Origin of the sequence: Streptomyces sp. NPDC051315 (assembly GCF_044455165.1) — a bacterium.
Lineage (GTDB): Bacteria > Actinomycetota > Actinomycetes > Streptomycetales > Streptomycetaceae > Streptomyces.
This window is the reverse complement of sequence record NZ_JBITEN010000001.1, coordinates 447,121-471,661: the sequence shown is the minus strand read 5'-3', so window position 1 is coordinate 471,661 and position 24,541 is coordinate 447,121. Positions and strand designations below refer to the sequence as shown.

The following is a 24,541-nucleotide window of genomic DNA, read 5'->3' as shown; positions in this document are numbered from 1 at the left end:
CCATGCCCTGACAGAGCCTCACAGGCCAGCGCAGCACCCCCGAAGCCGTACACGCCCGCCTGACCGCCTCGCCGGGGCTCGCACCACCCGAGCCCCGGCCACCCGCCCGCACGCCGCCACACCGGCCGCCAGAGCCCACGAAGGACCACGAATGAGCGCCGCCGACGAACTCCGCGCAGCAGCAACCGGCCTGCGCGCCGCTAACAGCCACCTCACTCTCAAGCTCGCAGATCCGCTCGCCGACTGGCTCGATTTCGAAGCCGACCTCATCGACCGCATGCCTGGCGCTGAACTCCGAGGCCGCACCCGGCACGCCCTCGCTGTCGCCCGGCAGATCCTCGGGACCACCCCATGACCCTCGCCACCGCCGCCGGCCTCATCTGCCCCGGCATCAGCCTCACCGCCGCACTCGCACTCGTCGTACACCTGTACCGCAACCGGAGGAAGCCGTGACCAGCCGCGCCGGAATGCCTCTCAGCCCCAGACAAACCCAAGCCCTCACCGCAGCCGCGACCGGCGCCACCCTCACCGAGATCGGCTACCAACTCGGCATCACCCGCGAACACGTGTCCATGCTCCTGTCCCACGCCTACCGGCGACTCGACGTCACCCACCTGCCCCGCCACCAACGCCGACCCGCAGCCGTCCGCGCCGCGATCCGGCAGGGGATCATCCCCAACCCGGTGAAGGAGGCCGCCTCGGCCGGCCCGGCAGCGGCCCAAGCGACCGAGCCCGCCCACAACGACGGCCCGACTGTCCGTGAGGCAGCCGCCAACGACCGCCGCTGGTGGGAAACCGAGAAGGCGGGCGAGCAATGACAGCCCTCCACGCCGCGATCACTGCGGCGCTCGCCGACCACGGCATCAACCACCCGGCCGCCGTCGAAGCCGCCGTCCAGGCCGCCGTCGCCGTCCTCGGCCGCGACCGCTGCACCCACGACCGGAACATCCACACCCAGCACCACCGCACGCCTGTCCACGGCTGCCCCTGGTGCACCGATACCAGCCCCGCCGACCGGACAGCCTCGAAGGAGACCCGGTGAGCGACCGCACCGAAATCGACCTGTGCCCCGACTGCGGCGGCCTCCGCGTCACCGAACTCACCAGCATCGGCACCGCCGACATCACCCTCGACGGCCACACCGGACCCGCCGAACTGTGGATCGGGCCCAGCGCCACCCCCTGCGACGCCAAGCACATCGCCCAGCCCGTCCACCTCGCCCGGGAGATCGCCATCGACTGGGGGCTGATCCCCGCTGAACCGCCCGGGCCGACACCCATCGAACGCGCCGTCGAGATCCTCCGCCCCCACCTCGCCTGGGACCACCGCTACCGGGAGACACCGTGAGCGTTGACCTGCCCACGCCGATTGTCGTCACCCGACACCAGTGCCCCCACTGCCGCCGCACCTGGGCCAAAAAGGCCGCAGCCACCGCCCACATCCCCCGTTGCTGGCAGAACCCCGCCGCCCGCGCCTGCAAGACCTGCTGGCACCTCGAACCCGCCGAGGACGGCCCCTACCCCGAGCACCCGGGATGGCCGGAGGGCTGCACCGCAAGCCACGACATCAGCAGCGGACTCCGCGCCAACTGCCCTAGCTGGCAGCGCCCCGCCTGACCCGCGCCGCCCGCACCGCAGCAAGGAGCAGTGATCATGCCCGTCTTCATCCTCGGCATCGTTCTCGGCGCCATCTCCGGAGGCGTCACCTACGGCCTCAGCGCCGACGGCCAACTCGCCGCGATCGTCGGCGCCATAGCAGCCGTCCTCACCTGGCTCGGCATCGCCAGCCTGATCATCGCCGACGACTGACGACCCGCCCTCGCCCAGCCCCGCTAGCCCGCACCGCAGCAAGGAGCAAGCCGTGAACGACGCCCAGCCGCCGCTCTGCATCGTCTGCCACCACGACCTGTTCACCGACGAATGGGACCGATACTGCTGCCGCCCCTGCCAGCAGCGCATCGACGCCGACCTCGCAGCCCTCGCCGGACCCGTCACCTGGCAAGGCACCGGGCGGGAACGCCGACTCGTCTCCGGCCTGTTCGCCGCCCTCCCCACCGAGCTCGAACCGAGCAGCCGCAGCAACGGGCCCCGCGTCTCCGGCAGCAAGAGCGCACCGATACCCGCCCGCATGGGCCCACTCAGCGACTCCGCCAATGGAGGCCTGGTCAACGACCTCGAAGAGTGGGTCCGTGACTGGGAGCACCGCGGCTACGCCACCCGCTGCAGGGCGGTCCGCCCCCAGTACCGCATGGACCAGGCCGTCGCCACGCTCCGCTTCAACCTCGACACCGCCGTCCGCCAGCACGAGGCGATCAACGCTTTCGCAGAGGACATCCGCACCATCCGCAGCACCTGCGAAGCGATGATCATCGGAGCCAGGCCGCCCCGCGACCTCTCCGCGGTCTGCCCCTGCGGCACCCGAATCGTTTTCCACCTCGACTCCCAGATGCGGCACTGCAAAGGCTGCGGCACCGACTACGGACACAAAGCCCTCATCGAACTCGCACTCGCCACACGAGCCGCGTGACGGCAGATCACCCGCGGCGTTGATCAGGCATGCACGGACTCACCATCATCAACGACGACATCTACTACGAGCGCACCGACGGGACCTACGCCAAGCTCCCCTACGACGACAGCAAGGCATCCGTCCAGATCCTGGAAGATCGACTCATGCCCGACGAACTGGTCGACCTAGTCGAGGCGATGGCACGTCGCGCCTACCAGCGAGACCCTGAACGAACGATGGAAGTCCTCAGAGCCCTGGTATGAAGGCCCCACCCGATCACACGGGTGGGGCCTTCACGCATGCTGTCAGGCCAGGCGAATGAACGCCCGCTCGCCGTTGTGGAAGAACACGGTCACACCCTGGCCGCCCTTGCCGCCACCGGCCGACCACACCTCGAGCCGCTCCGTGTCCGCCGGCTCTGACGCGCCGATCGCCCCGGCCAGCCACGCATCCGGCGCCGCAGTCACCGGGGCGGCCGTGAACGCGGGCGGGCCAGCCGTGACCGGCGGCGTCGGCGTGTCGTGCTTCGCGCCGTCCGCCAGCTGCCCGATCACCTGCCACCGCTGCTCCCGGCCAGCCACCGTCGCAGCCAGCGCATACGGGTACGGGCCGGAATCCAACACCTCCACCCGCTGCACGTCAGGAGTGTTCTTCAGCAGGTCCACGAGGCGGTCGCGGTAGTCCAACGGGCGCATACGGGGTCAAAGTCCTCTCGGGGTGGGCTCGGCCAGCCTAGTGGTCGGCCGGGCCGAAGGTGGGGTCAGGCGGCCTCCTCGATGGCCGCCTTCTTCGGGTTCTTGATCACGTACCTGACCCAGGACTGCGTCAGCCCCAGCCGTGCGGCCAGCACCTCGACCGGCACCCCTCTCCGGTGCGCCGCCCGCAGCGCCTCATTCCGCCGCAGCTTCCAGGCCTTCACTGCCTGCTTGCTCGCCGTCGACCGCTCCAACGCCACCGCCAGCGCGAGTAGCAGTCGGCCCGCCGTGTCGTTCCACCAACGCCGCAAGAAGTCCCCCTGTCGTCGCCGTGCAACTGCACCTGCAAGCAACGGTCGGGGGGAGGGGAGTGCGGCCACAAGGGCGCAAAGCGGGGGCGCGCGTGCGGAGGGTCAGACTTGCAGCGCCTGGTCCAGGTACTGCTGTACCGGCTCGAACAGCCCGTAGGGCACGTACTGGGGGATTTCGTCGAGCGTGACCCAGGCGACCGCGTCCAGCTCGTCCTCGTCCGCGACCTTGGCCTCGCCCTGGAGTACCTCGCACGCCGTGTAGCTCATCGACCGGCCGGTCTTCGGGTGGACTCGCTCGCCGAGCAGTCGAACCGCGGCGACGACGAGACCCGTCTCCTCGACCGTCTCCCGCACGGCCGCAACCTCTGCCGCCTCCCCGGGCTCGATCGCGCCCGCGGGGAACTGCCAGGAGAGCTCCCCCTCCTTCACGCGGCGTCGCACCAACAGAACACGGCCCTCGTGGACGATGATCGCCGCGGAGATGCCGGGCTTCTCGGTGGTGGTCTCGGTCATGCCAGCGCCTCCAGGATCGGCGGGTAGATGGACTGCTCGGGGATGAAGCGGGTCAGGGACGAGCGTGGAGCCCATGCGACGTCGACGTTCTCCAGCGGATCACGGTTGGTGGCGTCGCCGGCGAGATGGTCAGCGAGGTAGTACGAGGCCACCACGCCCGTCACTGGGTGGACGCGCTCGCCCAGTTGTTCGCGGACCCGGCAGTGCACCCCCGTCTCGCCGTGGGTTTCCTGCACCGCGACCGTGGCCGGGTCTGCGCCAGGTTTCACCATGCCGGCCGGGAACTGCCAGTGCAGCTCACCGTCCCCGCGGCGGCAGACGAGGAGAACGTCGTCCCCGCGCAGGACTACGGCGATTGCTACCCGCAGGGCCTGCGCTTCGATGGCGGCCGGGCTCGGGCGGGTCAGGAGGCTGAAGCGGCGCTGCACCGATGCGGAGGCCCTCTCGTAGGCGGTGTCCAAGGCGGACTGGATCTCAGTGCGGGGGACGATGTCCGGCGAGGAGTGCCAGCCGGCCACCGTGCGCACCGCGACGCCGAGGTGGTCGGCGAAGCCGTCGTTCGTCATCCGGAGGGCCGACTGGAGCGCGCACGCCGTCCGGCCTGTCCAGGTGTCGATGACGTCCACTTTGCGCCCCTTGTGTGATCGATTCGGGCGGACTGCATCACGGCTGCACTGCTGCTGCACCGGCACTGCACCGGGCGGTCATGGCAGCCCGGCTACGGCGCGGCTTGACTCAAAGACATGGACGCACCCTCACTCGCCGCGGGCGATCTGCCAGGCCCTCTGGGCCGAGACTCCCCCCATGGCTTCGCCGACCTCTCGCCAGGGTTTGCCCTGCGCGTAGAAGCCGTTGGCGATGACCTGTCGGGCTTCCTTGAAGGCCTGGTTCATCTTGGCTTCGGCTTCGCGCAACCTCTCGAACTGCATGGCCGGGTCGTCGGGCTCGGTAATGGCGTTGGCGACGGCGGCGATAGCGGTCTCGAGGGTCTGGGCCATGACCTGAGAGTAGGGGCCATTTCGAGTCCTTTCAAGGTTGCGCTTGACGCAGCTACCGGTCTGGCCTACCTTTCAAATCAGAGCTTCAAAGCGCGGCTCACTCCTACCGGATACGTCCGTCGAGGTGCGCTGAAAACAGAAAACGGGCCGGACACCGAGACTCCTACCTCTCAGGCCGGCCCTACCACGAGGATTCTGTGAGAGGACCCCTCATGGCACTGCGAAAGTCTAGCCCTACCCAGGGCTTGCCCGCCGAGCGGGCGCTGAGCCTGACCCTCGAGGCCGAGGTGATGGCGGACTGCGACACCGGCATCTTGTCGCTGGTCGCGTCCGCCGACGCCCAGCTGTCGGACTTCGACGAGGTGTCGCCGGCCCGCCTGCGCGACATGGTCGCCACGGCCCGCGAGCAGCTCGCCGAATTCGAGCGCCTGGCCGACGAGCAGGAGGCCCGCGACACGCTGGCCGTGCTGCTCGCCGAGCACCAGATGCGCGTCGAGGAGTGGGACGTCAGCACCCTCGACTCGCGGCTCCGCGACAACATCAAGGCCGTGCATGACCCGACGATGGCCGACGGTCGCGTGATCGTCGTCCCCGCCGGCCAGGACCCGATCACCCGCCTCGCCGCCGTCCGCGACCTGATCGCGGGCCTCGGAGGTGCGGAATGAGCACCCCGACGTACTCGCCGGCTGAGCAGGCCGCCCGGGACTTGTCGACGTACCGCCGGTACACCGAGCCGAAGCGCCCGCCCCGTACCGTCCTGGAGCGGTTCGACGCCGGTCACCCCCGCGGCCAATGGCCGGCAGAGTCGTTCGCCGCCGCCCGCCGCCGTGAGGGAATCCCCGCCCGCGTGGTCATGGACCTGCGCACGGACTCCTTCCTCGTGATCGTCGAGGGGGCGTCATGACCGAGCAACAGGCCGCCGACCTTCTCGCCGCCCAGCGCATCGCCGCCGCGCAGGCCGCCGCCGAGGCTGCCGCCCGCGCCGCCGCCGAGGCCGCACGCCTCGCCGCCCAGCAGCAGCGCTAACCCACCGACCGTCGCGGGGGCGGTCCAACGTCCCCCCGTCCCGCCCCCGCGGCTTCCACCTCCCACCACGCCCGAAAGGCACCGCTATGTCCAGCCAGACCCGTTCCGCGTTCCTTGCCGAGTACCGGGCCGCCCGCGCCCGTGGCGACTACGACAAGGCCCTGGAGATCGGGCTCGCCGCGATCGACTACGACCGCGAGCACCCGGGCGAGCCGCCGCTCATGGACGAGCTGCGCGGCCTCCACCTCCCCGCCGCGGCCTGACCGCCCCTAGACCGCCGCCCCTCGCGTATCCGATCCCCCACGGCCGCGAGGGGCGGCACCCCAGACCACTGCAACCCCCACCCTGAAAGGAGGGGTCTTGAAGCTCACCAGCCGATTCGGCCGCGTGGACGCGTTCGCCGTCGTCGAGAAGCTGCTCACCCTCGCCTCCCTGGTTCTGGTCGCCGTGACCGTCGGCGGGCAGCTCGGCCACATGCTCGGCCTGGGCGGCAGGCTGGGCACGGTCGTCGCCTGGTCGATCGCCCTCGTCTACGACGCCCTGTGGATTGGCGCGCTGCGCATGTCGGAGGTGGCGATCCGGCAGCGTTCCCGCCTCGGCATGGCCGTCATGATCGGCCTGTCGGCGGTCGCGGTCGGCGTTTCGACGGCGACGCTGCTGATCCTCGGCCACGCCCAGGTGTTCGCCGGCGTTCCGGTCGCCGCCGCGGTGTTCATGGGGCTGCGCCTGTTCGCCGGGAACATCCTCGCGGACGCCGACACTGCCGCCCGCATCGCAGAGCAGTCGGCGACCGACCGCAACGCCCGCGCCCTTGCCGCGGCCGACGCTCGGCATCTGCGGTCGGAGGCCACCACCGACGTGTTCACCGAGACGGCGGCCCATCTCGCCGAGATGGAGCGGCAGATCGCCCGCGCCGAGGTGCTGACCAAGGCGCAGGCCGAGATCAACCGGGCGCGCGCCAAGGCCGAGGAGCGGCTGCAGAAGTCGGAGCAGGAGCACGGTGCCGCGGCCCTCGCGTTCGCCGAGCGGGACCTCGTCCTTGCCGTGTCCCGGCCTGCGGTCACGGCCGGTCGTCACGCCCTTGCCGACCAGGAGGGTCACACCGTGGTCACACAGGCCACGCCGGAAATCGAGGTCGTGACCATCCCGCCCGTGACCCCGGACGAAACGGACACGATCGGGGAGCTCGAGCAGGCTCCCGCAGCAGGCGTTCCGACCTTGGCCGAGATGGCGTCCGTGGCCGGCATCGACCTCCCGGAGCCCGGCCAGACCCTCACGGACGAACAGCTCGCCGTCGTCCTGCGGTGGCTGCGCTACGGCATGGAGCCGCCCCGCTCCTACCGGCAGGCGCAGGCCGAGTTTCGTGCGGCCGGTTTCCGGGCCCGCGAGGAGCGCGTCCGCCGCGTCTGGGGCGAGATCGAGACCAACGAGCACGCCGTCCAGCAGTAGCCGCGTCCGGCACAGCCAGTGAGGCCCAGCACCCCCACGGTTCTGGACCTTGCTGAGACTGCCGGAAGCAGTCGACACCGAAAAACCCCAGTTCAACCCCGGTGAGTGAGCCGGTGAGCGGAACGCTCGCAGACCCGGCAAGCAGACCCGGACCATCCGAGATCCCGACCAGAAGGAGGAAAGGCCCGTGGCGACCGCCCGCCGCCCGTCCCGTCAGGCCCTCAAGCAGGCACGCTCCGCCCAGTTCCTGGGTGAGCGCCGCCGCCAGGCCGAGACGCAGGGACCGTCCGCGGTCCTGGCGGTCGCCATGGACCAGCTCCGGTCGGCGATCAATCAGCTCCCCGAAACCCGGAGGCCCGACGCAGCTGCTCGGGCCACCCAACTGATCGACCAGCTCCGCCAGTCCCTCACCGACACCTAACCGTCCGTAATGGCTCAACCGATGGCTCAAGCCATCCCGGGCCGAGCCGAAGAACCCCAACGCGCCCGCTCGCGCCCGCGCGCGCGAGGAAACCACTAACCCACCGTAACCGCAAGGGGGAACATCGAAATGCCTGCCATTGATGCAGGGATCTCCGCCGCTACCGGCGGAACCTGCCTGGGAGCGGCCGGCGTCCTGTACGTCGCCGACCGCCTCCCCTGGATCAACCGGCTCGCCGCCAAGATCAAAGGCCCGCAGCTTCAGGTCCTGCTCGTCCTCACCGCCTCGATTGGTCTCGTCTCCACCCCGGTCGGCCAGTGGATCAACCAGGCCACCACCAGCGTCGACGGCTTCATCGACGGACTGGCGGGGGAGTGGACCGGCTTCGGCATCATGTTCGCGCTCGCCATGGCCGCCCTGCTGTGGCTCGTCAGCGACTTCATGACCGGCGTGCAGACCCGCACCCTGCTCCTCGCCGCGTTCACCCCGCCCCTTACCGTGATGATCCCCGGCCAGCTCGGCGACGCCGCCGCGTCCACGCTCGGCTTCATCGCCACCCAGGTCGGATCCCTCGCCATGTGGCTGATGGGAGGCTGACATGCTCGGCCTCATCCTGCTGCTGGCCATCGCCTACGCCTGCGCCACCGCGATCGACAACGCCACCGGCGAAGTCTCGAAGAAGCACAAGAAGCGGATCAAGAAGGCGTCGGCGAAGAAGGGCCGCCGCACCGGCGCCAAGCTCGCCGCCTGGACCGCGACCATCGCGACCGCCGCCGGCCCGTTCTGCAAGGGATTCGTCCGCGGCTTCAAACGCGAATGGCCCAAGGCCAAGAAGCGGGCCGCCGCCAAGATCCGCCGCCAGCCCGAACCCGAGGCTGTCGAGACCACCAAGCCGCAGCCCACCCCGGACGCCCCGGACACCGAACCGTCCTCGCCGGCACCCGCCGGCACCGACGGCCGAAAGCTCGTCCTGATCAAGAACGACACCAACCCCGACACCACAGGAGCACCCATGGCACTCGCCACCATCCCCGAGATCACCGGCGTCAACACCCTCAAGTCCGCCGTCGCCCGCACCGCCTCCGAGGCCACGACCACCGCCGAAGAGGCCAGCTCCATCGCCCAGCGCGCCCAGGACGAGATGGCCGCCATCGAAGCCATGATCGAGCAGGCCGGAGCCCTCGAGTTCGGCGACGACGACGGCACCCTCCAGGAGCTCGCCGCCCTGCGCGACATGTGCGCCGCCGCCCTCGCCGCCGCCCAGAAGCTGCAGCAGGCCATGGTCGACAAGGCCGCCATCGCCGCACAGTCCTCCCGCAACATCCACACCCGGCACGCCGGCATCCAGGAAGCCGTCGCCTCCACCGGCGGGCGCATGGCCGCCAAGCAGGCCTACACCAACGACGTCTGACCAACCCGGCGGCCCCGGCCAGGCGCCGGGGCCGCCGCCCCCACCGAGACTTCACGAACCCGCAGGAGTAGAAGCCGCCATGCCGAAGACCACCACCGTCGAGAAGACCAACGGCACCGACGACCGTCCGACGGGCCGCAAGGCCGGCTCCTCCCGCAAGAAGAACAGCAAGGCCGCCCGACGCGCGCTGCGCCTCGCCTACCGAACCCGCCGCGGCATGGCCCCCATCTACGCCACCGCCGCCCAGGCCATCGCCGGCAGCGCCCTCGCCCAGGCCGACGACGGATGGAAGACCGCGCTCGCCGCCACCGCGGCCGGAGCCGCCACTACCCTCGCCTGGGGCCGCTGGGACGCCCGTATCGGCAAGAAGCGGCTGCGTAAGCGCCTCCCGGCCCGGGCTGACTTCATCGCCGCCGCCTCCGCCGTCACCACCGGCGGCAGCCTCGTCACCGCCATGGCCGCCACCGGCGGCCTCCAGCCCGGCCACAGCCCCTACCCCGCCCTCGCCGCCGCCTGGGGCATCGGACACGGCATCTACTGGTGGCGCCGCGGCAAGAAGACCGCCGCCCCCACGCCACCCCTGGCCAAGCAGATGCAGCTGTGGCAGGACGAGGTCGCCTGCACCGACGGCCCGCTGCCCGGCTCCGAGCTCAAAAACGTGATCACCACCGACTACGGCTGGACCGCCGTCATCGTCGTCCGCAAAGGCAACTGGCGGAAGGCCTACGCAGCCTCCGCCGACATCGCCGGCGCCCTCGACCTGCCCGAGGAGATGCTGCAGATCGAGAAGGCGATGGGCCAGTCCGCCAAGCGCGCCATCATCGCCGTCTTCGACCGCAACCCGCTGCAGAAGCCCACCGACCACCCGGGCCCGCAGATCCTCGACATGAACACCGGGCAGGCCAAGGTCGGCCTGTTCTACGACGGCGCCCCCGCCCACTACGCGTTCTGGAAGCCGTCCGGCCCGGTCCACACCGTCGTGTACGGCGCCACCGACGGCGGCAAAAGCCGCTTCCTCGACATGCTGCTCGGCACCGAACGCCACAACGGGATCGTGTCGTGGGTGTGCGACCCGCAGGGCGGGCAGTCCCTGCCTCGCTGGCGGGAGGCCGTCGACTGGTACGAGGACACCGCCCAGGGCGGTCTGGCCATGCTGTACGCCGTCCGCAACGTCATGTACGAGCGGTCCGCCCGCTACTCGATGATGGAGTGGATCGACCACAAGGGCCGCAAGCTGCGCGGCCGGGACCACTTCGTCGTCGGCGACCCCGACCCGCTGATCTCCGTGACCATCGACGAGGCGCACCGCGTCCTCAACCTGCAGGGCGCGCCCGCGCTCGTCCTGGAGATCATCCAGATGGCCCGCAAGTGCGGCATCAAGATCCGGCTGGTGTTCCAGGGCCCCAAGGCCAACATGTTTGGCAACGCCCCGGAGTCCACCGACATCCGCGAGCAGGCCCAGTCCGGCAACACCGTCATGTTCCGCACCGCCAGCAGCCTCACCGACTCCATCGGCCTGCCCGGCTGGGACGTCAACCCCAGTCAGCTGCCCATGTACTGGCCCGACAAGACGTCCACGGCCGGCCTCGGCTACATCAAGGGCCCCGACAACCGGCAGGCCCAGTTCCGCGCCTTCTTCGACCGCGATCCTGCCCACTGGGCCACCACCGGAACGACGCCCACCATCGAGAAGTCGGCGGCCGGCGTGTGCGGCAAGGCCTATCACGAGCGCTTGGACCGGCTCGCGGCCCGCCTGCGCGGCGAGGCCCCCGTCCTGCCCGACGACGCCTTCAGTGACGGCCCCGTCGACGTAACCCGCCGTGCCCCGTCCAGCGACCCCATCGCTCAAGCCTCGGCCGCCATCGCTGCCGAAGCTCCGCCCGGGACCGACGACAAGGTCGCCGCGTTCCTGCGCGAGCGGGGCCGGCCTGTAGGTCGCGTGACCATCGCACAGGAGACCGGGCTCACGGTCAGCGCCGTGAAGAACGCCCTCACCCGCCTCAAGACCAAGGGCCTTGCCGTCGCCGTCGACCGCGGCATCTGGGCCCACCCTGACCACGCCGACACCCCCGCCGACCCCACCGAACTCGACGCAGCCGCCTAGGAGAACTCGTGAACGAGCCCCTCATCCCCGCCAGCGAGGAGGTCACCGCCAAGGAGCACGCCGACCGCCTCATCGCCACCGCCTTCCGCGACGACAGCCCCATCCCGGCCCGCGGCACCGCCGAACCCGTCCCGCAGCCCGGCCGCGCCCCGATGAGTCAGCGGGCCGTCGACGCCAGCGCGCTCATGCTGTCCGGTGGCGTCGCTTCGGTTCTCGTCAGCGGATCCGCCAGCCTCGTCCTCGCCGCGTCCGGCATCGCCGACCCCACCGTCATCGGCATCGTCTGCGCCGCACCCGCCGCCGTCGCCGTACCCATCTGGGCCGTCACCCGAATGCTGAAGAACTTCAAGCACGCCGTGCCCGACATCCACCACCACCACTACAACGCGCCCGTCGACCAGCGCACCCAGCAGACCAAGACCAGCGGTCTGATCGCCCGCACCAACAACCAGCAGTGAAGGAGATTCCGATGGAGCGCTACCACTCTCTGTACTGGCTCTACACGATCCTCGCCCCGCTCATCTTGGGTTTGATCGCCCTCGCTCTGGTCCTCCTCCCCGGAGAGCCCAGGACCGGCCACATGCTCGTCGGGCTGGCGGTCTACCTCGTGATCGCCGTCGTTGGCGGCGCCGTCATGACCCGGCGCCTCGACCGATGAAGGGACCCGTCGTGTCCGTACCCGCATGGTGGCCGCAGGTGGTCGCCGCAACATCCCGCCGACGTACAGCCGCCGGCATGCTCCTCGCCCATGCCACCCCAGTCCTCCACGGCGGCGTGCTCCGGCTCCAGTTCGCCCGGGCAGACATCGCCGCTGCCTGGCAGGACAGCGGGGCACAGACGGCGCTCGACGCCGCGCTCGAACACCAGAAGATCGACGTGCGGGTGGAGACCGTGACACGCAGCGCTGCCGCTTGACCACGGCGATCACTGTATGTCACAGTGCCCCCAGGGCAGGACACGTGTGCCCGCAAGCCTCTAAGGCCCCCAGCTGCTGCCGGGGGCCTTTTGCATGCCCCGGGGAGGCCCGATGCACCCGACCGAGCTGTACCCCGACGACCTCGTCTACGAGCACGAAGCCGTCGCCGCAACCGGCGTCCCCGGCCAGGTCATCCGTCAATGGGCCCGACGCGGCAAAATCCAGCGCTTCCAGGGCAACGGCCAACTCGCCGGCCAAGGGCACGAGTACAAAACGATGTACGCCCTCCCCGAGATACGCGAGCGCGCCCGCACCTACCGGCCCATGCCGCAGAGGGCACCCAAAGCCGCCTGATCTCCCCGCCGTCCGCTACGCCCCCGTCACGGACGGCGGGGCCCATCCTGCCGGGAGGTGATCGTGCCCTCCCTGCGTGCTCTCGCCGTCACGGCCGTGGCCTCGATCCTGCTGCTGTTCTCCGCCCCGTCTGCCGAAGCAGCCGAGACGCCGGTCTACTCCGGCCGCGGCTGGAAGATCTGGACCAGCCAGGGCATCTACAGCCTCAACCCCGACCCCTACGAGATCGTGTTCGCCGACACGACGGCCCGGTCGAAGATCAAGCCGTACCTGGCGAAGCCGGCCGCGCAGGTCACCAGCATCACCGGCGTGCAGATCAAGGTCACCGACACCATCGACGTCACCCCCGCCGACGCCTGCCCGCCCAGGCACCGCATCGTCGTCCACTACAGCTACCAGCCGATCGGCGTCAAAGGGATGAGCCAGGCGCGGGCCTGCTACGAGATCGCCAATGGGTCCGCGTGGGGCGGGCACATGCTGATGGACTCCGAGTACTGGAGCAGCTGCTGCTGGTTCTCCACCGACCCGGTGCGGAACGACGCCTACCGGGCCAACGCCGTCTCGCACGAGCTCGGGCACGTGCTGGGCCTCGACCACCCCAACTACGACAAAGACGGCGACGGCACCGTCGAGTCCTACGAGTGCGTGACCACCGCCACCGGAACCCGGCCCCTGCTCTGCTCCCCGAACGGCGGCTACTACAACGCGACCGACGCCGGGAAGTTCACGCCGCCCTTCGACGAACCCGGGCTGAAACAGCTCATCGCCAACTGGTACCTGCGGCAGAACGCCTCATGAACGACGACCAGACCACCGCCTAGGAGGCGCCATGCCGCGCGTCAACGTACCCGTCACCCTCATCACCCGCAGCGGCGTCGCCCCGGCCACCGAGGTCAACGGCGACGCCACCAACAACCACAGCGTCACTAACGACGGCCTGGTATGGCTCGAGGTCCGCAACAGCGGCTCCACCGTCGCCCGCACCGTATCCGCGAACTTCGCCAACACCATCGACGGGCAAACCACGACCGCTAAAACCTGGTCCATCCCCACCTCCTCCACCCGCCGCATCGGACCATTCCCGGTCCGCTACTACGGCACCACCCTCCAGATCGACGTCGACAACGCCGAACTCAAGCTCACCGCCTACAAGCTCGCCAACACCTGACCCTCAGCCCACGGATGCGCCACCATGGTCAACGGGGTGGGCAAGGCAGGGTGGGCCGGGGGCTTCTTCCACCACCACCCGGGGGAGTCACACCCCAGCCCCGGCCGACTTCACCCTCGAGCCGGGGCTGGCTCACACCTGTGGGGAGGTGGCCGTGCCCGTTGCCCCACCCACCCGATGCGGAGCCGCAAGCTGCAAGGCGTTCGCCACCAACCGCGGCCGATGCGACGAACACCAGCCGCAACCCTGGGCCAACCGGCCACGCAAGCAGGACCGATACGGCATCAGCTCCGGCACATGGCGCAGCCTCAAGCGGCAGGTCGCACGCCGGGACAACGACTGCTGCTACGTCTGCGGACGCGAGGCCGAAGAAGGCGAGACGTTCGACCTCGACCACAAGACCCCGATCTCCGAGCACGGATCACCGCGCGACCTCGACAACCTCGGACTGATCTGCCCGGAAGACCACGAGATCAAATCCAAGGCAGAAGCCGCCCGGGCGAACAGGCAACGATCTCTCCGGCGTGATCTCAATCTGGAAGACTTTTGATCCTTTGGCCCCGGGTAAGGGGGGTCAGAATCCCTGACGTGATCGCCTGGGGGCCCGCCGCGGTCAGTGAAAAAGACCTGCACTCAGAATTCGGGATAGGGGGTCGTGATCATGGCCCGTACTGCACAGCCCGCGGCCCTGAAGCTCCTGAAGGGGCAGGGTGACGGCAAGGACTCCGGCGGCCGGCCGGTCAATCCGGGTCCGGCGTTCAGGCGGATCGCCCCGAACCCTCCGTCGTGGTTGAGCGCTGAGGCGAAGGCGGAGTGGCGTCGCGTGGTGCCGGGGCTGACGCGGCTGGACATTCTGAAGGAAGAGGACCGGGCGGTCCTGGTGGCGTACTGCGAGACGTGGGCGACATTCGTGGACGCGATCCGGCAGCAACACAAGGAGGGCCTGACGATCGAGGCCAAGCAGGGCACGCTGCCGCATCCGGCGGTGGGCATAGCGAGGAACGCCGGCCGGGAGCTTCGATCGTTCGCCGTGCACTTTGGCCTGACCCCGTCGTCGGAGCAGGCCCTCGCGAGGGGGGCCGACGATGGCGGCGAGGACGACAACCCGTTCGCGTAGGAAGCAGACCGCGGGTGTGGACGCGGCGGAGTTGGAGCGGCTGAAGCTGGCCCCGGAGATCGCCTGGTATCTGGGTGACCGGGGGATTCCGCTGCCGGACTGTCCGCCACTGGTGCAGACTCCGTCGCCGGGCGAGACGCCGGGTGCCGTGTTCGATCCTGAGCGGGTCGACAAGGTACTCAACGCGTTCTCGAAGCTGCGGCACACGCAGGGGCAGTGGGCGGGGCAGCCGCTGAAGCCCGATCCGTGGCAGGTTGCCTACGTTCTGGCGCCGGTCTTCGGTTGGGTTCGCTGGGATGAGGACGCCGATTGCTACGTGCGGATCGTGCGCGAGCTGTATGTGGACGTCCCGCGCAAGAACGGCAAGTCGACGCTGGCCGGCGGCTTGGCGATCTATATGACGTGCGCGGACGGCGAGCAGGGCGCGCAGGTCATCACTGCGGCGACAACGAAGGAGCAGGCGGGGTTCGTCTTCGAGCCGGTAAAGAAGCTGGCGGAGGCGGCCCCGGCGCTGAAGAAGCACGTGCTGCCTTTGAAGGACAAGATCCTTCACAAGCGGTCCGGCTCGTACTTCAAGCCGATTGCGTCAGTGGCGGGGGCCCAGCATGGGGCGAACATCCACTGCGCGATCGTGGACGAACTGCACGAGCACAAGACGCCCGAGCTGGTGGAGACGATCGAAACGGGGACCGGTTCGAGGCGTCAGCCTCTGGTCGTGATCATCACCACGGCGGACTCCGGTAAGCGCGAGTCGGTGTACGACCGCAAGCGCAAGCGGGTGGAGCAGTTGGCCCGCAGGGTGTTCGCGGCGCCGTCGGTGTACGGAGTGGTGTGGGCGGCGGAGAAGGAAGACGATCCGCATGTCGAGGCGACGTGGCGGAAGGCGAACCCGGGCTACGGGGTCTCTCCGACGCGCTCGTACCTGCAGGCGAAGTCCGACGAGGCGAAGCAGAGCCCCGCGGACCTGGCGAAGTTCCTGCGTCTGCACCTGGGCCGACGGACGAAGCAGGAGACGAAGTTCCTGACGCTGGAGTCGTGGAACCGCAACGCCGGCATGGTCGATGAGGCGCGGCTGGCTGGCCGGGAGGCCTATGGCGGCCTCGATCTTGCCTCCACATCGGACCTGTCCGCGTTGTGCTGGCTGTTTCCGGACGACGAACGGGGTGGCTTCGATGCGATCTGGAGGCTGTGGACGCCGGAGGACAACGTCGAGGCGCTGGACCAGCGAACGGCGGGCGCTGCGTCGGTGTGGGTGCGTGAGGGCCTGCTGGTCGCGACACCGGGGAACGTCGCCGACTACGACTACATCCGGCTGCAGATCGACCGTGACATGGACGCCTTCGACGTCCGGTCGATCGGCTTCGACCCGTGGAACGCGACGCCGTTGACGAACAAGCTCCTCGAGGACGAGGCGCCGATGGTGAAGGTTCGGCAGGGCTTCGTCACCATGTCGCCGCCGCTGAAGGAGCTGCAGCGGCTGCTGCTGAAGGGGACTCCGCAGGCGCCGCTGTTCCGGCACGGCGGGAACCCGGCGGTGACGTGGATGGTGGACAACCTGGCCGTGGCGATGGACCCGGCGGGGAACGTGAAGCCCGACAAGGCCCGCTCAGCGGAGAAGATCGACGCCGTTTCGGCGGCGGTGACTGCCCTGTCGGAGGCTCTGGTACGCGAGCCGGTGCAGAAGTCGGCCTACGAGGACGGCGGCCTGGAGGTCGTGTGAGGGGGTGGCCGTCGTGTGGGGCTGGTTTCCGTGGCGCCGGACCGCGGTGCGTAAGCGGGTGGTGGTGAACCTGGCGGACAAGGCGTTCGCCGGGGTGCTGTGGGCGAAGCGGGGCCCGCTGCTGGTGCTGCGGGACGTCACGTTGATGCAGCACGGGGCGGCGGATACGCCGATGGACGGCGAGGTCATCGTCGAGCGGTCGAGGGTTGAGTTCATTCAGGCCGTGACGGGAGGCTGACGTGGCGTTCGTCGTCTCTCAGGGGCAGCTGTCGGCCGTATCGATCTCCCCGCTCATGGCTCCTGCGGCCTACGTGCAGCTTGCCGATGGGGTGTATCGCGAGTACGCGCACCTGTACCAGGTTCAGCCGCAGATCCGCACCGTGGTCAGCTTCCTGGCCAGGAACATTGCCCAGCTCGGGCTGCACGCTTTCCGCCGGGTGTCGGACACGGACCGGGAACGGCTGACGGACCACCCGCTGCCGAGGATTCTGGCTGCCCCGGGTGCACGACTGACCCGTTACCGGCTGATCGAGCGGCTGGTCAGCGACATAGCGATCTACGACGTGGCCTACTGGGTGAAGGTCCGCATGGACTCTGGCGAGCTGCTGGGTGTGATCCCGATCCCGCCGTCGCGGATGACGATCGAGGGCGACAACTGGCTGGAGCCCGAGGCGTTCACCGTGCAGGGTGCGCGCGGGGAGCTGACCTTGCAGCCGGATCAGGTGGTGCACTTCCACGGCTATGACCCGGTGGATCTGCGGACGGGCTCGTCTCCGATCGACTCGTTGCGGTCGCTGCTGGCCGAGGAGTTCGAGGCGAACCGGGCGCGCGAGCAGATGTGGCGCAACGGCGGCCGGCTGTCCGGGGTGCTGATGCGACCCAAGGACGCCCCGCAGTGGGCGCCGGAGGCCCGGGCCCGCTTCAAGGAGGGCTGGCGCTCGTATACGCAGGGCGGTGGGACGCCGATCCTCGAGGACGGCATGGAGTACGAGCAGCTGGCGATCGATCCGGCGAAGGCCCAGTACATCGAGGCGCGCAAGCTCACCCGCGAGGAGGTCGCGGCGGCCTATCACATCCCGCTGCCGATGGTCGGGATCCTCGACAACGCCACCTTCTCCAACATCAAAGAGCAGCACCAGCAGCTCTACCAGGACACCCTCGGCCCGTGGCTGACGATGATCCAGGAGGAGATCGGGCTCCAGCTCATCCCCGACCTGCCGGATTCGGATGACGTGTACGTTGAGTTCAATCTGCAGGAGAAGTTGCGCGGTTCCTTCGAGGAGCAGGCGCAGCAGTTGCAGACCGCTGTCGGTGCCCCGTGGCTGACCCGCAACGAGGCGCGAGCCCGGATGAACCTGCCGCAGATCGACGGCGGCAACGACCTGATCACCCCGATGAACGTTCTGGTCGGCGGTCAGGCCTCGCCGACGGACTCGGCCCCGCAGGCGGCGGCGCTCCCAAAAGCGCGGGGCCGCCCGATGCTGGTGAAGGCGGCCGGAACCAGCAAGCCGGACCTCGGAGACTTCGACGAGGAGCTTGAGGCGTTCACGGGCGCGCTGGAGCGGTGGACGAACCGTCAGTCGGCGCGCCTGCTGTCCCGGGCCGGAGTGAAGGCCGACAGTCCGCCGGACCTGCTGGCCTGGTGGGACGAAGGCTCGGAGGATCGTCTCGCCGAACTGCAGGCGCTGCTTGCTGAGCACGGCTTTCGGATCGCCCAGCTCGGCGCGTGGGGTGTCCTGGACGACTTCAACCCAGAGGCTGCGGGCTGGGATCCGGAGGTCATGCTGCCGTGGCTGCTGGCCGCGGCAGAGTCGCATGCCGCCCAGCACGAGGAGGCCGGCCGGGACGCGGTCGCGGTGGCGCAGGCGGATCCGGGCGATGACTGGCGGGCGGCGCTGGAGCATGCGGCCGGCTTGTGGGCGGTCGCGGCGTCCGTGCGGGCGCGGACGGCGGCTACAGAGGCCCGCAGCTTTGGCTCGCATGACGCGGCCGGGGTGTCCGGTGTGACGAAGAAGATCTGGCGGACTGGCGGAACGAATCCGCGGCCGTCTCACCGCGCTCAGGACGGCGAGGCCGTGAGCCTCGACGACGTGTTCAGCAACGGCCTGCGGTGGCCCGGCGACGGCAAGGGCGAGGCCAAGGAAACCGCGAACTGCAATTGCCGTCTCGACTACGCGCAGGAGTGAGGATGCGAATCAAGAGCTGCCCCGTGCGCATCAAGGCGGCGGGCGAGCATGAGGGCACTGACGAGGGAACGTTCGAGGCGATCGTCGCCGCGTACAACCTCGACAGCGTCGGCGACAAGATCACGCCGGGGGCGTTCGCGGACACCCTCGCCGAGTGGAAGGGCCGCGGCGACCCGATCCCGGTGCTGTGGTCGCACATGAGCCACGACCCCGAGTACCACATCGGTGAGGTGCTGGAGGCCGAGGAGCGTCCGGAGGGTCTGTGGGTGAAGGCCCGCATCGACACCGAGCCGGGCACGAAGGCCGCGCAGGTGTACAAGCTGCTGAAAGGCCGCCGCGTTACGCAGTTCTCGTTCGCCTACGACGTCGAGGAGGGCGCGTGGGTCGACCAGAAGGACGGCGAGGGCTACTACGAGCTGCGCAAGCTCAAGCTCTACGAGGTCGGCCCCACGCTGATCGGCGCCAACCAGGCCACCGAACTGCTGGACGTGAAGTCCGCCGACGGCGCCACCATGCGCATCGCGGTCGAAGGCGCTTCCGCCGCGCAGACCGAAGAGCTTCGCCAGGCCCTGACGGGGGCGATGGCGGCGAAGGCCGGCAGGACGCTGTCGGCGAAGAACGAGGAGCGCGTCCGGGAGATCGGACGCCTCGCCAAGGAGCTGCTGGACTCCCTGTCTTCCAGCACGGACGACGAAGAGAAGGCCACGCCTGTCCCGCCCGAGACGCCCTCGCCGCAGCAGCCTGCGGCCAAGGAAGCTCCGGCCGGCCCGAGCCCCGCCTCGCTCCGTCTGCAATCAGATCTCGCCGCGCTGGCGGCCGAGGTCTCCTCGCTTACGGAATGAGGAGAGCCGTGAACAAGATCGAGGAGCTGAAGGACCAGCTCAAGCACCACCTGATGCAGGCCCAGACGATCGCGGCTAAGGCCGACGACGAGGGCCGCGACTTCACCGACGACGAGCGCGCCCAGGTCAAGCAGCACATGGACCAGGCGCAGGAGGCCAAGGCCGGTCTGGAGAAGGCCAAGGCGACCGCCACCATGCGGCAGGCGCTCGCCGACCTCGGCGAGGGCGTCGAGCTGCAGGAGAAGTCCGGCGAGCGCCGCACCCCTTCCGGCCTGGTCATCCCGGACGCCAAGGCGTCCCTGGGCGAGTCGTTCGTCAAGTCGGGCGAGTACCAGGCGCTGATGGCGTCAGCCCCGAACGGCGTGTTCGGCAAGGACCACCGGGTGCAGTCCCGGCCGGTCGGCTACAAGGCGCTCGTCACCGGCGGTTCGGACACGTCCGGCGGCGCGTTCGTCACCCCCCAGATGATGGGTCTGCAGGTCGGGCAGCTGGCGTTCCAGCGGCCCCTGCGGCTGCGGGACATGGTCACCAACCTGACGACCACGTCGGACACTATCGAGTACGTGCGGATGACGTCGCAGACGAACAACGCCGCACCGGTGGCGGAGTCGACGGCGACCGCGGACCCGGGCACCATGAACGCCGCGAACGGCGTCAAGCCCGAGAGCGCGCTGGCGTGGGCGAAGGTGACCACGCCCGTGCGGACGATCGCCCACTGGATCCCGCTCACCAAGCGGGCCCTCAGCGACGCCGCGCAGGTCCGGTCGATCATCGACGCCTTCCTCCGCTACGGCCTGGAGGAGGAGCTCGAGGACCAGATGGTGTCCGGCGACGGCACCGGCGAGAACCTCGAAGGCCTCGCGAACGTCAGCGGCGTGCAGGCCCAGGCCTGGGACACCAACCTGCTGACCACGACCCGCAAGGCCCGCACCAAGGTGCGCCTCGTCGGCCGCTCCACGCCGAACGCCTATCTGTTCAACCCGTCCGACCTGGAGGCGATCGACCTCCTGCAGGACAACGAGGCCCGCTTCTACTTCGGCGGACCGTCCGGGCTGGGCACGGCCGGCACCCTGTGGGGGCTGCCGGTCATCGAGACGGAGGCCGTCCCGGCGGGCACCGGCTACGTCGGCGACTTTCGCAAGGCCGTCCTGTGGGACCGCGAGCAGGCGTCCATCACCATCTCGGACAGCCACGCGAACTTCTTCATCCGCAACATGGTCGCGATCCTCGCTGAGATGCGGGCCGCGTTCGGTGTCATCCAGCCCAACGCGTTCGTCGAGATCGACCTCACCGCCTGATCGGAGGCCCTGTCATGGCGTACCTGAACGACGGCGCTGGCAAGGCGCGTGAGGGCAAGCAGGCCGCGGCGGTCGCCGACATCCCGACGCCGGGATCGGCGACGGCCACCGACTGCGCCAACAAGATTAACGCCCTGTTGGCGGCCCTGCGTGCTGCTGGGCTGATGAAGTCCTCCTGATGCTGGTCAACTCACGGACCGTCCGGGGCCGCTGCCCGATGTGCGGCGCCGCTCACGCTGCCTGCGGGGCGGCCCCGGACACCACTCCCGTCGACGAACGAATGGAGGTGGCCGCCGTGGGCGGACCGCTGAAGAAGTACGAGGTCACCACGCCTTCCGGCGTGACGACCACGATGAAGCTCAACGAGGAGGACGCCCAGCGGCTCGGCGTTCTCGACGCGCCGCAGCAGGAGACCGAGATGGAGATCCCGGACCAGCCTGCGGAGCCGACCGAGACGAAGACGCCGACCAAGGCCCGCACGACGCAGAACAAGGCTCGTACCAGCTCCGACAAGGGCGATGGCTGATCTCCTGGCCGACCCGGAAGAGCTCGCCGCCTCGCTGGGCGTCCAGCCGACGGACCCGAAGCTGGTGTGGGCGCTGACCGCAGCTTCCCGCCGCTTCCGCGGCGCCGTGCGGCACCCCGTATCGCTCGTCGCCGGCGACGCCTTTGTCCTGGACGGCAACGGCCGCGAGTCGGTGCTGCTGCCCGCGGCTCCGGTCCTGGCCGTCTCTTCGGTCACCCTGGACGGGGTGGCGCTGACCGAGGTCACCGACTTCGACTGGTCGGTGGACGGCTTCCTGCGCCGTCTGGGAGGCGTCTGGCCGGACCGGCTGCGCTGTATCCGTGGTGCTTACGACCACGGCTATGCGGTCATCCCGGAGGACATTCAGGAGGTCGTCGTCGACCAGGCGCGCGCCCTGTACCGGATTGATCCGGGCGTGCAGACCAAGACGGTCGGCGGGCAGTCGGTGACGTTCGGCGTGCAGGCCGCGATCGGGGTGACCGCGCAGTGGACGGCCGCGGTGGAGCGCTACCAGCTGAACCGGGGTGACCGGCCGTGATGTTCAACCAGAGCGCGGTGCGGCTGCGGGCAGGGGAGAAGACCGACCGGGGCGGCAACACCGTCCCGGACTGGTCCAACCCCGCCTCGCTCACCATCACGGGGCTGAACATCCAGCCCAACGGCCAGAGCGAGGACGTTGACGAGCAGCGCGATCTGAGCGTCACCGGCTACCGGGTGCAGTCCGCTGAAGGAACGGCCCCCGACATCGTCGCGACCGATCGCATCGAATGGAACGGGGACCTGTTCGAGGTGGACGGCGAGGTGGCCCGCTGGCCGGACCTGTTCACCGACGCGGTTCACCACATCGAGTTCGTCATCAAGCGCGCCACCGGATAGGAGGCAGCCATGCTGGTCGACTTCCGCCTGGACGCTGCAGGCGTGCGTGAGGTTCTGCGCAGTGACGAGGTCCGGCAGATGGTGGACCAGGCCGCCGAGGACGTGCGGGCCCGTATCCGCGCGAAGCTGCCACCTGGTACGTCGGTGACCCTGCGGACGTACACCACCGACCGCGGGGCCGCGAGCGTGACGATCGCACACGTCCAGGGCATGGGCTGGCAGGCCCGGGATGGCGTGATCACGCGGTCGGTCAGCGAGGCCGGCTTCGAGTTCAAGGCCTGGGGCGGCTGATGGCCAAGCCTCTCGTTGTCTTCAAGGACACGCAGGCCGCGGGTGCGGGGCTGCTGCGGACGGCTCTGACGGGGCGGTCGGAGCCGTTCGCGGCAGGGGTTTCGGTCGGAACCCGTGTGCCGACGGTCCGCTCCCCGGAGGATCCGCTGCTGCCGTTCGTCCTGGTCCGTAAGGACGGCGACAGCCCGCACTCCTCTATGGCCATGTCGCGCGTGCTGCTCCGGGTAACGGTGTGGCACGCGGATGCCGACCAGGCCCACGACCTGGCGATGCTCTGCCAGGGGCTCCTGATTTGCCACGACGGCAGCGTGCTGTCCGCGATCCGCCCGAACGGCGGGCCGCTGCCTGCCAACGATCCCGACTCCGGCGTCGACCTGTCGACATTCACCGTCAACGCGAACGTCCGGGCGGACGTCCTCGCCTGACATTCGCCGAACCGCGCTCACTTCCACCCTGCTACACACGAGGAGGTCCGCCGTGGCCGGCGACCCGACAAACGCTTCACTGTGGACCGACGCCGATGTGTACGTCGGGCCGCTCACCGCAACCGACCCCGCCACCATCGACGACCCGTTCGGTGTCGAGTGGGGGCTGGTAGGTCTCCTCAACGGCGACGAGGGCTTCACCGAGTCCCGCGACGAGGACAGGGACGACAAGTACGCGTGGGGCGGCATCCTGGTCCGCACCTCCCGCGCGCACTTCAAGCTCACCAAGAGCTTCACCGTGCTGGAGGACAACGCAACCACCCGCAGCCTGATCTGGCCGGGCAGCTCCGAGACGGAGCTCATCGTCCCGAAGCCCGAGCGGATCAAGCTGGCGTTCGAGACCCGCGAGGGCGACATCGTCAAGCGGCTGATCACCGCCCAGTACGCGGAGGTCGACGTCGACGGCGACATCACCGAGAACGAGACCGACCTGACCGCCTACTCCCTGGTGGCCACCATCTTCCCGACGTCGAGCAAGGTGCTGTTCAAGCGTCAGTTCACGGACGGGACCTGAGCGGCCGGGGCGCGGCGTTCGCGCGGTTCGACGCGCCCCGGCTCCACCCGTGACCGCGCACGAGGGGAAACCGCGCCATGCCCCTGTCGTTCACCGACGTCGAGATCCACGCGCAGGCCGTCCGGCTCGGCCTCATCGAGGACGGCCAGCAGTTGCCGCGCCACCTGCGCAGCCGCGTCGTCGCTTCCCTCCTCGCCGACCAGCAGCGTCCCGCCAAGCAGGCCGAGGTGCCAGTCGCGCAGAGCATCGTCATCCAGCCGGGCGGCGACATCCACATCGACGGCAAACCGTTCCCCTGGATCATCCAGGCCGAACAGATGGCCGTCACCCTCAGCCCTGACGGCGCAGGCCTGGTCACCCTGACCCTGCCCGCGCTCAACGTGCAGATCCTCAAGCCCGCAACACCCGAGAGTGAGAACCGCACATGACCACCCGAACCGCGCCCAGGCCGGCTGACGACCAGCCGTTCGACTTCAACCTCGACGCCGTCAAGGCCGAGAGCAACCTGACACCGTTCCGCGTCCACTTCGACGGCCGCCGCTGGGACTTCGCCCACATGGAAGCCCTGGACGTGTGGGACCTCGTCGAAGCCGTCGAGCGCGGCGAGGTGGCCGCCATGGTGAGCATCTTCAAGGCCGCCCTGGGCGACCAGTGGGACGACTTCCGTAAGGTCCGCCTGCCCCAGTTCAAGATGAAGGCCCTGTTCGGCGAGTACCGCAAGCACTGCGGGCTGGAGCCGGGGGAATCCGAAGCCTCCGGCAGCTGATCCGGAGGCACGGCAGAGCCCTCGAGGCCGACCTGCGCCGCGAGTA

General features: G+C 69.5%; 44 protein-coding genes. 39 read left to right on the top strand and 5 right to left on the bottom strand.

The annotated features are described in order from the left end of the window. Positions 1–151 precede the first annotated feature (151 nt). The 8 genes from ACIBBD_RS02180 to ACIBBD_RS02145 all read left to right on the top strand — a co-directional run bounded on the left by ACIBBD_RS02180 (position 152) and on the right by ACIBBD_RS02145 (position 2,771). Complete coding sequence (locus tag ACIBBD_RS02180) at positions 152–355, top strand: hypothetical protein (protein WP_399417347.1); 204 nt, start codon at positions 152–154, stop codon at positions 353–355. A gap of 94 nt (positions 356–449) precedes the next feature. Then, positions 450–818 carry a LuxR C-terminal-related transcriptional regulator gene (locus ACIBBD_RS02175; RefSeq protein WP_399417346.1) on the top strand — a complete coding sequence of 123 codons (369 nt, stop codon included), beginning with the start codon at positions 450–452 and terminating at the stop codon, positions 816–818. Continuing rightward, positions 815–1,042, top strand: coding sequence for a hypothetical protein (locus ACIBBD_RS02170; RefSeq protein WP_399417345.1), 228 nt, complete (start codon positions 815–817; stop codon positions 1,040–1,042). The genes ACIBBD_RS02175 and ACIBBD_RS02170 overlap by 4 nt, the downstream gene beginning before the upstream one ends. Further along, on the top strand, positions 1,039–1,347 hold the full coding sequence (locus ACIBBD_RS02165) for a hypothetical protein (RefSeq protein ID WP_399417344.1): 309 nt from the start codon (positions 1,039–1,041) through the stop codon (positions 1,345–1,347). The genes ACIBBD_RS02170 and ACIBBD_RS02165 overlap by 4 nt, the downstream gene beginning before the upstream one ends. After that, the gene (locus ACIBBD_RS02160) at positions 1,344–1,616 is read left to right on the top strand and encodes a hypothetical protein (protein WP_399417343.1); all 273 of its coding nucleotides are present in this window, start codon (positions 1,344–1,346) and stop codon (positions 1,614–1,616) included. Before ACIBBD_RS02165 ends, ACIBBD_RS02160 begins: the two co-directional genes overlap by 4 nt. 36 nt (positions 1,617–1,652) lie before the next feature. Continuing rightward, the gene (locus ACIBBD_RS02155; protein WP_399417342.1) at positions 1,653–1,808 is read left to right on the top strand and encodes a hypothetical protein; all 156 of its coding nucleotides are present in this window, start codon (positions 1,653–1,655) and stop codon (positions 1,806–1,808) included. A gap of 52 nt (positions 1,809–1,860) precedes the next feature. Continuing rightward, positions 1,861–2,526: a hypothetical protein gene (locus tag ACIBBD_RS02150; RefSeq protein WP_399417341.1), complete on the top strand. Its 666-nt coding sequence runs from the start codon at positions 1,861–1,863 to the stop codon at positions 2,524–2,526. Between the two features lie 29 nt (positions 2,527–2,555). Beyond that, positions 2,556–2,771 carry a hypothetical protein gene (locus ACIBBD_RS02145; RefSeq protein WP_399417340.1) on the top strand — a complete coding sequence of 72 codons (216 nt, stop codon included), beginning with the start codon at positions 2,556–2,558 and terminating at the stop codon, positions 2,769–2,771. A gap of 42 nt (positions 2,772–2,813) precedes the next feature. On the opposite strand, the gene ACIBBD_RS02140 is transcribed toward ACIBBD_RS02145, so the two are convergent. The 5 genes from ACIBBD_RS02140 to ACIBBD_RS02120 form a co-directional block, all read right to left on the bottom strand. Beyond that, positions 2,814–3,203, bottom strand: coding sequence for a hypothetical protein (locus tag ACIBBD_RS02140; RefSeq protein WP_399417339.1), 390 nt, complete (start codon positions 3,201–3,203; stop codon positions 2,814–2,816). Between the two features lie 65 nt (positions 3,204–3,268). Further along, positions 3,269–3,514 (bottom strand): hypothetical protein, encoded by a 246-nt coding sequence (locus ACIBBD_RS02135; RefSeq protein ID WP_399417338.1) that lies wholly within the window; start codon positions 3,512–3,514, stop codon positions 3,269–3,271. Between the two features lie 102 nt (positions 3,515–3,616). Then, positions 3,617–4,027: an NUDIX hydrolase gene (locus tag ACIBBD_RS02130; RefSeq protein ID WP_399417337.1), complete on the bottom strand. Its 411-nt coding sequence runs from the start codon at positions 4,025–4,027 to the stop codon at positions 3,617–3,619. Next, complete coding sequence (locus ACIBBD_RS02125) at positions 4,024–4,653, bottom strand: NUDIX hydrolase (protein WP_399417336.1); 630 nt, start codon at positions 4,651–4,653, stop codon at positions 4,024–4,026. Before ACIBBD_RS02125 ends, ACIBBD_RS02130 begins: the two co-directional genes overlap by 4 nt. 129 nt (positions 4,654–4,782) lie before the next feature. Further along, positions 4,783–5,025, bottom strand: coding sequence for a hypothetical protein (locus ACIBBD_RS02120; protein ID WP_399417335.1), 243 nt, complete (start codon positions 5,023–5,025; stop codon positions 4,783–4,785). 212 nt (positions 5,026–5,237) lie between these two features. On the opposite strand from ACIBBD_RS02120, the gene ACIBBD_RS02115 reads away from it, so the two are divergent. From ACIBBD_RS02115 to ACIBBD_RS01965, 31 genes are all read left to right on the top strand, one after another. Then, positions 5,238–5,690, top strand: coding sequence for a hypothetical protein (locus ACIBBD_RS02115; protein ID WP_399417334.1), 453 nt, complete (start codon positions 5,238–5,240; stop codon positions 5,688–5,690). Beyond that, entirely contained in the window at positions 5,687–5,929 is a 243-nt protein-coding gene (locus ACIBBD_RS02110) for a hypothetical protein (protein WP_399417333.1), read from the top strand. The genes ACIBBD_RS02115 and ACIBBD_RS02110 overlap by 4 nt, the downstream gene beginning before the upstream one ends. Continuing rightward, positions 5,926–6,051, top strand: coding sequence for a hypothetical protein (locus ACIBBD_RS02105; RefSeq protein WP_399417332.1), 126 nt, complete (start codon positions 5,926–5,928; stop codon positions 6,049–6,051). Before ACIBBD_RS02110 ends, ACIBBD_RS02105 begins: the two co-directional genes overlap by 4 nt. An 86-nt stretch (positions 6,052–6,137) precedes the next feature. After that, the gene (locus tag ACIBBD_RS02100) at positions 6,138–6,314 is read left to right on the top strand and encodes a hypothetical protein (protein ID WP_399417331.1); all 177 of its coding nucleotides are present in this window, start codon (positions 6,138–6,140) and stop codon (positions 6,312–6,314) included. 97 nt (positions 6,315–6,411) lie between these two features. Next, positions 6,412–7,500 (top strand): hypothetical protein, encoded by a 1,089-nt coding sequence (locus ACIBBD_RS02095; protein WP_399417330.1) that lies wholly within the window; start codon positions 6,412–6,414, stop codon positions 7,498–7,500. A gap of 187 nt (positions 7,501–7,687) precedes the next feature. Continuing rightward, positions 7,688–7,921, top strand: coding sequence for a hypothetical protein (locus ACIBBD_RS02090; protein ID WP_399417329.1), 234 nt, complete (start codon positions 7,688–7,690; stop codon positions 7,919–7,921). 129 nt (positions 7,922–8,050) lie between these two features. Next, positions 8,051–8,518, top strand: coding sequence for a hypothetical protein (locus ACIBBD_RS02085; RefSeq protein WP_399417328.1), 468 nt, complete (start codon positions 8,051–8,053; stop codon positions 8,516–8,518). A gap of 1 nt (position 8,519) precedes the next feature. Next, entirely contained in the window at positions 8,520–9,332 is an 813-nt protein-coding gene (locus ACIBBD_RS02080) for a hypothetical protein (protein ID WP_399417327.1), read from the top strand. 79 nt (positions 9,333–9,411) lie between these two features. After that, positions 9,412–11,436: a hypothetical protein gene (locus ACIBBD_RS02075; RefSeq protein ID WP_399417326.1), complete on the top strand. Its 2,025-nt coding sequence runs from the start codon at positions 9,412–9,414 to the stop codon at positions 11,434–11,436. Positions 11,437–11,444: 8 nt separating this feature from the next. Next, the gene (locus tag ACIBBD_RS02070; protein WP_399417325.1) at positions 11,445–11,894 is read left to right on the top strand and encodes a hypothetical protein; all 450 of its coding nucleotides are present in this window, start codon (positions 11,445–11,447) and stop codon (positions 11,892–11,894) included. An 11-nt stretch (positions 11,895–11,905) separates the two neighbouring features. Beyond that, positions 11,906–12,094, top strand: coding sequence for a hypothetical protein (locus tag ACIBBD_RS02065; protein ID WP_399417324.1), 189 nt, complete (start codon positions 11,906–11,908; stop codon positions 12,092–12,094). Between the two features lie 77 nt (positions 12,095–12,171). After that, positions 12,172–12,351 (top strand): hypothetical protein, encoded by a 180-nt coding sequence (locus tag ACIBBD_RS02060; RefSeq protein ID WP_399417323.1) that lies wholly within the window; start codon positions 12,172–12,174, stop codon positions 12,349–12,351. A gap of 112 nt (positions 12,352–12,463) precedes the next feature. After that, the gene (locus tag ACIBBD_RS02055; protein ID WP_399417322.1) at positions 12,464–12,706 is read left to right on the top strand and encodes a hypothetical protein; all 243 of its coding nucleotides are present in this window, start codon (positions 12,464–12,466) and stop codon (positions 12,704–12,706) included. 63 nt (positions 12,707–12,769) lie between these two features. Continuing rightward, positions 12,770–13,504, top strand: coding sequence for a hypothetical protein (locus ACIBBD_RS02050; RefSeq protein WP_399417321.1), 735 nt, complete (start codon positions 12,770–12,772; stop codon positions 13,502–13,504). A 31-nt stretch (positions 13,505–13,535) separates the two neighbouring features. Then, positions 13,536–13,874, top strand: coding sequence for a hypothetical protein (locus tag ACIBBD_RS02045; protein WP_399417320.1), 339 nt, complete (start codon positions 13,536–13,538; stop codon positions 13,872–13,874). Positions 13,875–14,028: 154 nt separating this feature from the next. Next, positions 14,029–14,424, top strand: a complete 396-nt coding sequence (locus ACIBBD_RS02040; RefSeq protein ID WP_399417319.1) for an HNH endonuclease — start codon at positions 14,029–14,031, stop codon at positions 14,422–14,424. A 111-nt stretch (positions 14,425–14,535) separates the two neighbouring features. Continuing rightward, positions 14,536–14,991, top strand: coding sequence for a phage terminase small subunit P27 family (locus ACIBBD_RS02035; protein WP_399417570.1), 456 nt, complete (start codon positions 14,536–14,538; stop codon positions 14,989–14,991). A gap of 16 nt (positions 14,992–15,007) precedes the next feature. Beyond that, entirely contained in the window at positions 15,008–16,711 is a 1,704-nt protein-coding gene (locus ACIBBD_RS02030) for a terminase large subunit (RefSeq protein WP_399417318.1), read from the top strand. A gap of 4 nt (positions 16,712–16,715) precedes the next feature. Continuing rightward, positions 16,716–16,949, top strand: coding sequence for a hypothetical protein (locus ACIBBD_RS02025; RefSeq protein WP_399417317.1), 234 nt, complete (start codon positions 16,716–16,718; stop codon positions 16,947–16,949). Position 16,950: 1 nt separating this feature from the next. Beyond that, entirely contained in the window at positions 16,951–18,897 is a 1,947-nt protein-coding gene (locus tag ACIBBD_RS02020) for a phage portal protein (protein WP_399417316.1), read from the top strand. Positions 18,898–18,899: 2 nt separating this feature from the next. Next, a complete protein-coding gene (locus ACIBBD_RS02015) occupies positions 18,900–19,739 on the top strand; it encodes an HK97 family phage prohead protease (protein ID WP_399417315.1) in 840 nt (279 codons plus the stop codon). Between the two features lie 8 nt (positions 19,740–19,747). After that, positions 19,748–21,037: a phage major capsid protein gene (locus tag ACIBBD_RS02010; RefSeq protein ID WP_399417314.1), complete on the top strand. Its 1,290-nt coding sequence runs from the start codon at positions 19,748–19,750 to the stop codon at positions 21,035–21,037. A 14-nt stretch (positions 21,038–21,051) separates the two neighbouring features. Beyond that, a complete protein-coding gene (locus tag ACIBBD_RS02005; protein ID WP_399417313.1) occupies positions 21,052–21,216 on the top strand; it encodes a hypothetical protein in 165 nt (54 codons plus the stop codon). 116 nt (positions 21,217–21,332) lie between these two features. Then, positions 21,333–21,563, top strand: a complete 231-nt coding sequence (locus ACIBBD_RS02000; RefSeq protein ID WP_399417312.1) for a hypothetical protein — start codon at positions 21,333–21,335, stop codon at positions 21,561–21,563. After that, positions 21,556–22,101 (top strand): mobile element protein, encoded by a 546-nt coding sequence (locus ACIBBD_RS01995; protein ID WP_399417311.1) that lies wholly within the window; start codon positions 21,556–21,558, stop codon positions 22,099–22,101. The genes ACIBBD_RS02000 and ACIBBD_RS01995 overlap by 8 nt, the downstream gene beginning before the upstream one ends. Then, complete coding sequence (locus tag ACIBBD_RS01990; RefSeq protein ID WP_399417310.1) at positions 22,101–22,439, top strand: hypothetical protein; 339 nt, start codon at positions 22,101–22,103, stop codon at positions 22,437–22,439. The genes ACIBBD_RS01995 and ACIBBD_RS01990 overlap by 1 nt, the downstream gene beginning before the upstream one ends. A gap of 9 nt (positions 22,440–22,448) precedes the next feature. Continuing rightward, the gene (locus ACIBBD_RS01985; protein WP_399417309.1) at positions 22,449–22,730 is read left to right on the top strand and encodes a hypothetical protein; all 282 of its coding nucleotides are present in this window, start codon (positions 22,449–22,451) and stop codon (positions 22,728–22,730) included. Further along, the gene (locus ACIBBD_RS01980; protein ID WP_399417308.1) at positions 22,730–23,155 is read left to right on the top strand and encodes a hypothetical protein; all 426 of its coding nucleotides are present in this window, start codon (positions 22,730–22,732) and stop codon (positions 23,153–23,155) included. The genes ACIBBD_RS01985 and ACIBBD_RS01980 overlap by 1 nt, the downstream gene beginning before the upstream one ends. A gap of 52 nt (positions 23,156–23,207) precedes the next feature. Beyond that, on the top strand, positions 23,208–23,729 hold the full coding sequence (locus ACIBBD_RS01975; protein ID WP_399417307.1) for a hypothetical protein: 522 nt from the start codon (positions 23,208–23,210) through the stop codon (positions 23,727–23,729). Positions 23,730–23,806: 77 nt separating this feature from the next. Further along, positions 23,807–24,157, top strand: coding sequence for a hypothetical protein (locus ACIBBD_RS01970; RefSeq protein WP_399417306.1), 351 nt, complete (start codon positions 23,807–23,809; stop codon positions 24,155–24,157). After that, positions 24,154–24,495, top strand: a complete 342-nt coding sequence (locus ACIBBD_RS01965) for a hypothetical protein (protein WP_399417305.1) — start codon at positions 24,154–24,156, stop codon at positions 24,493–24,495. Before ACIBBD_RS01970 ends, ACIBBD_RS01965 begins: the two co-directional genes overlap by 4 nt. The last annotated feature ends 46 nt before the right edge of the window (positions 24,496–24,541 follow it).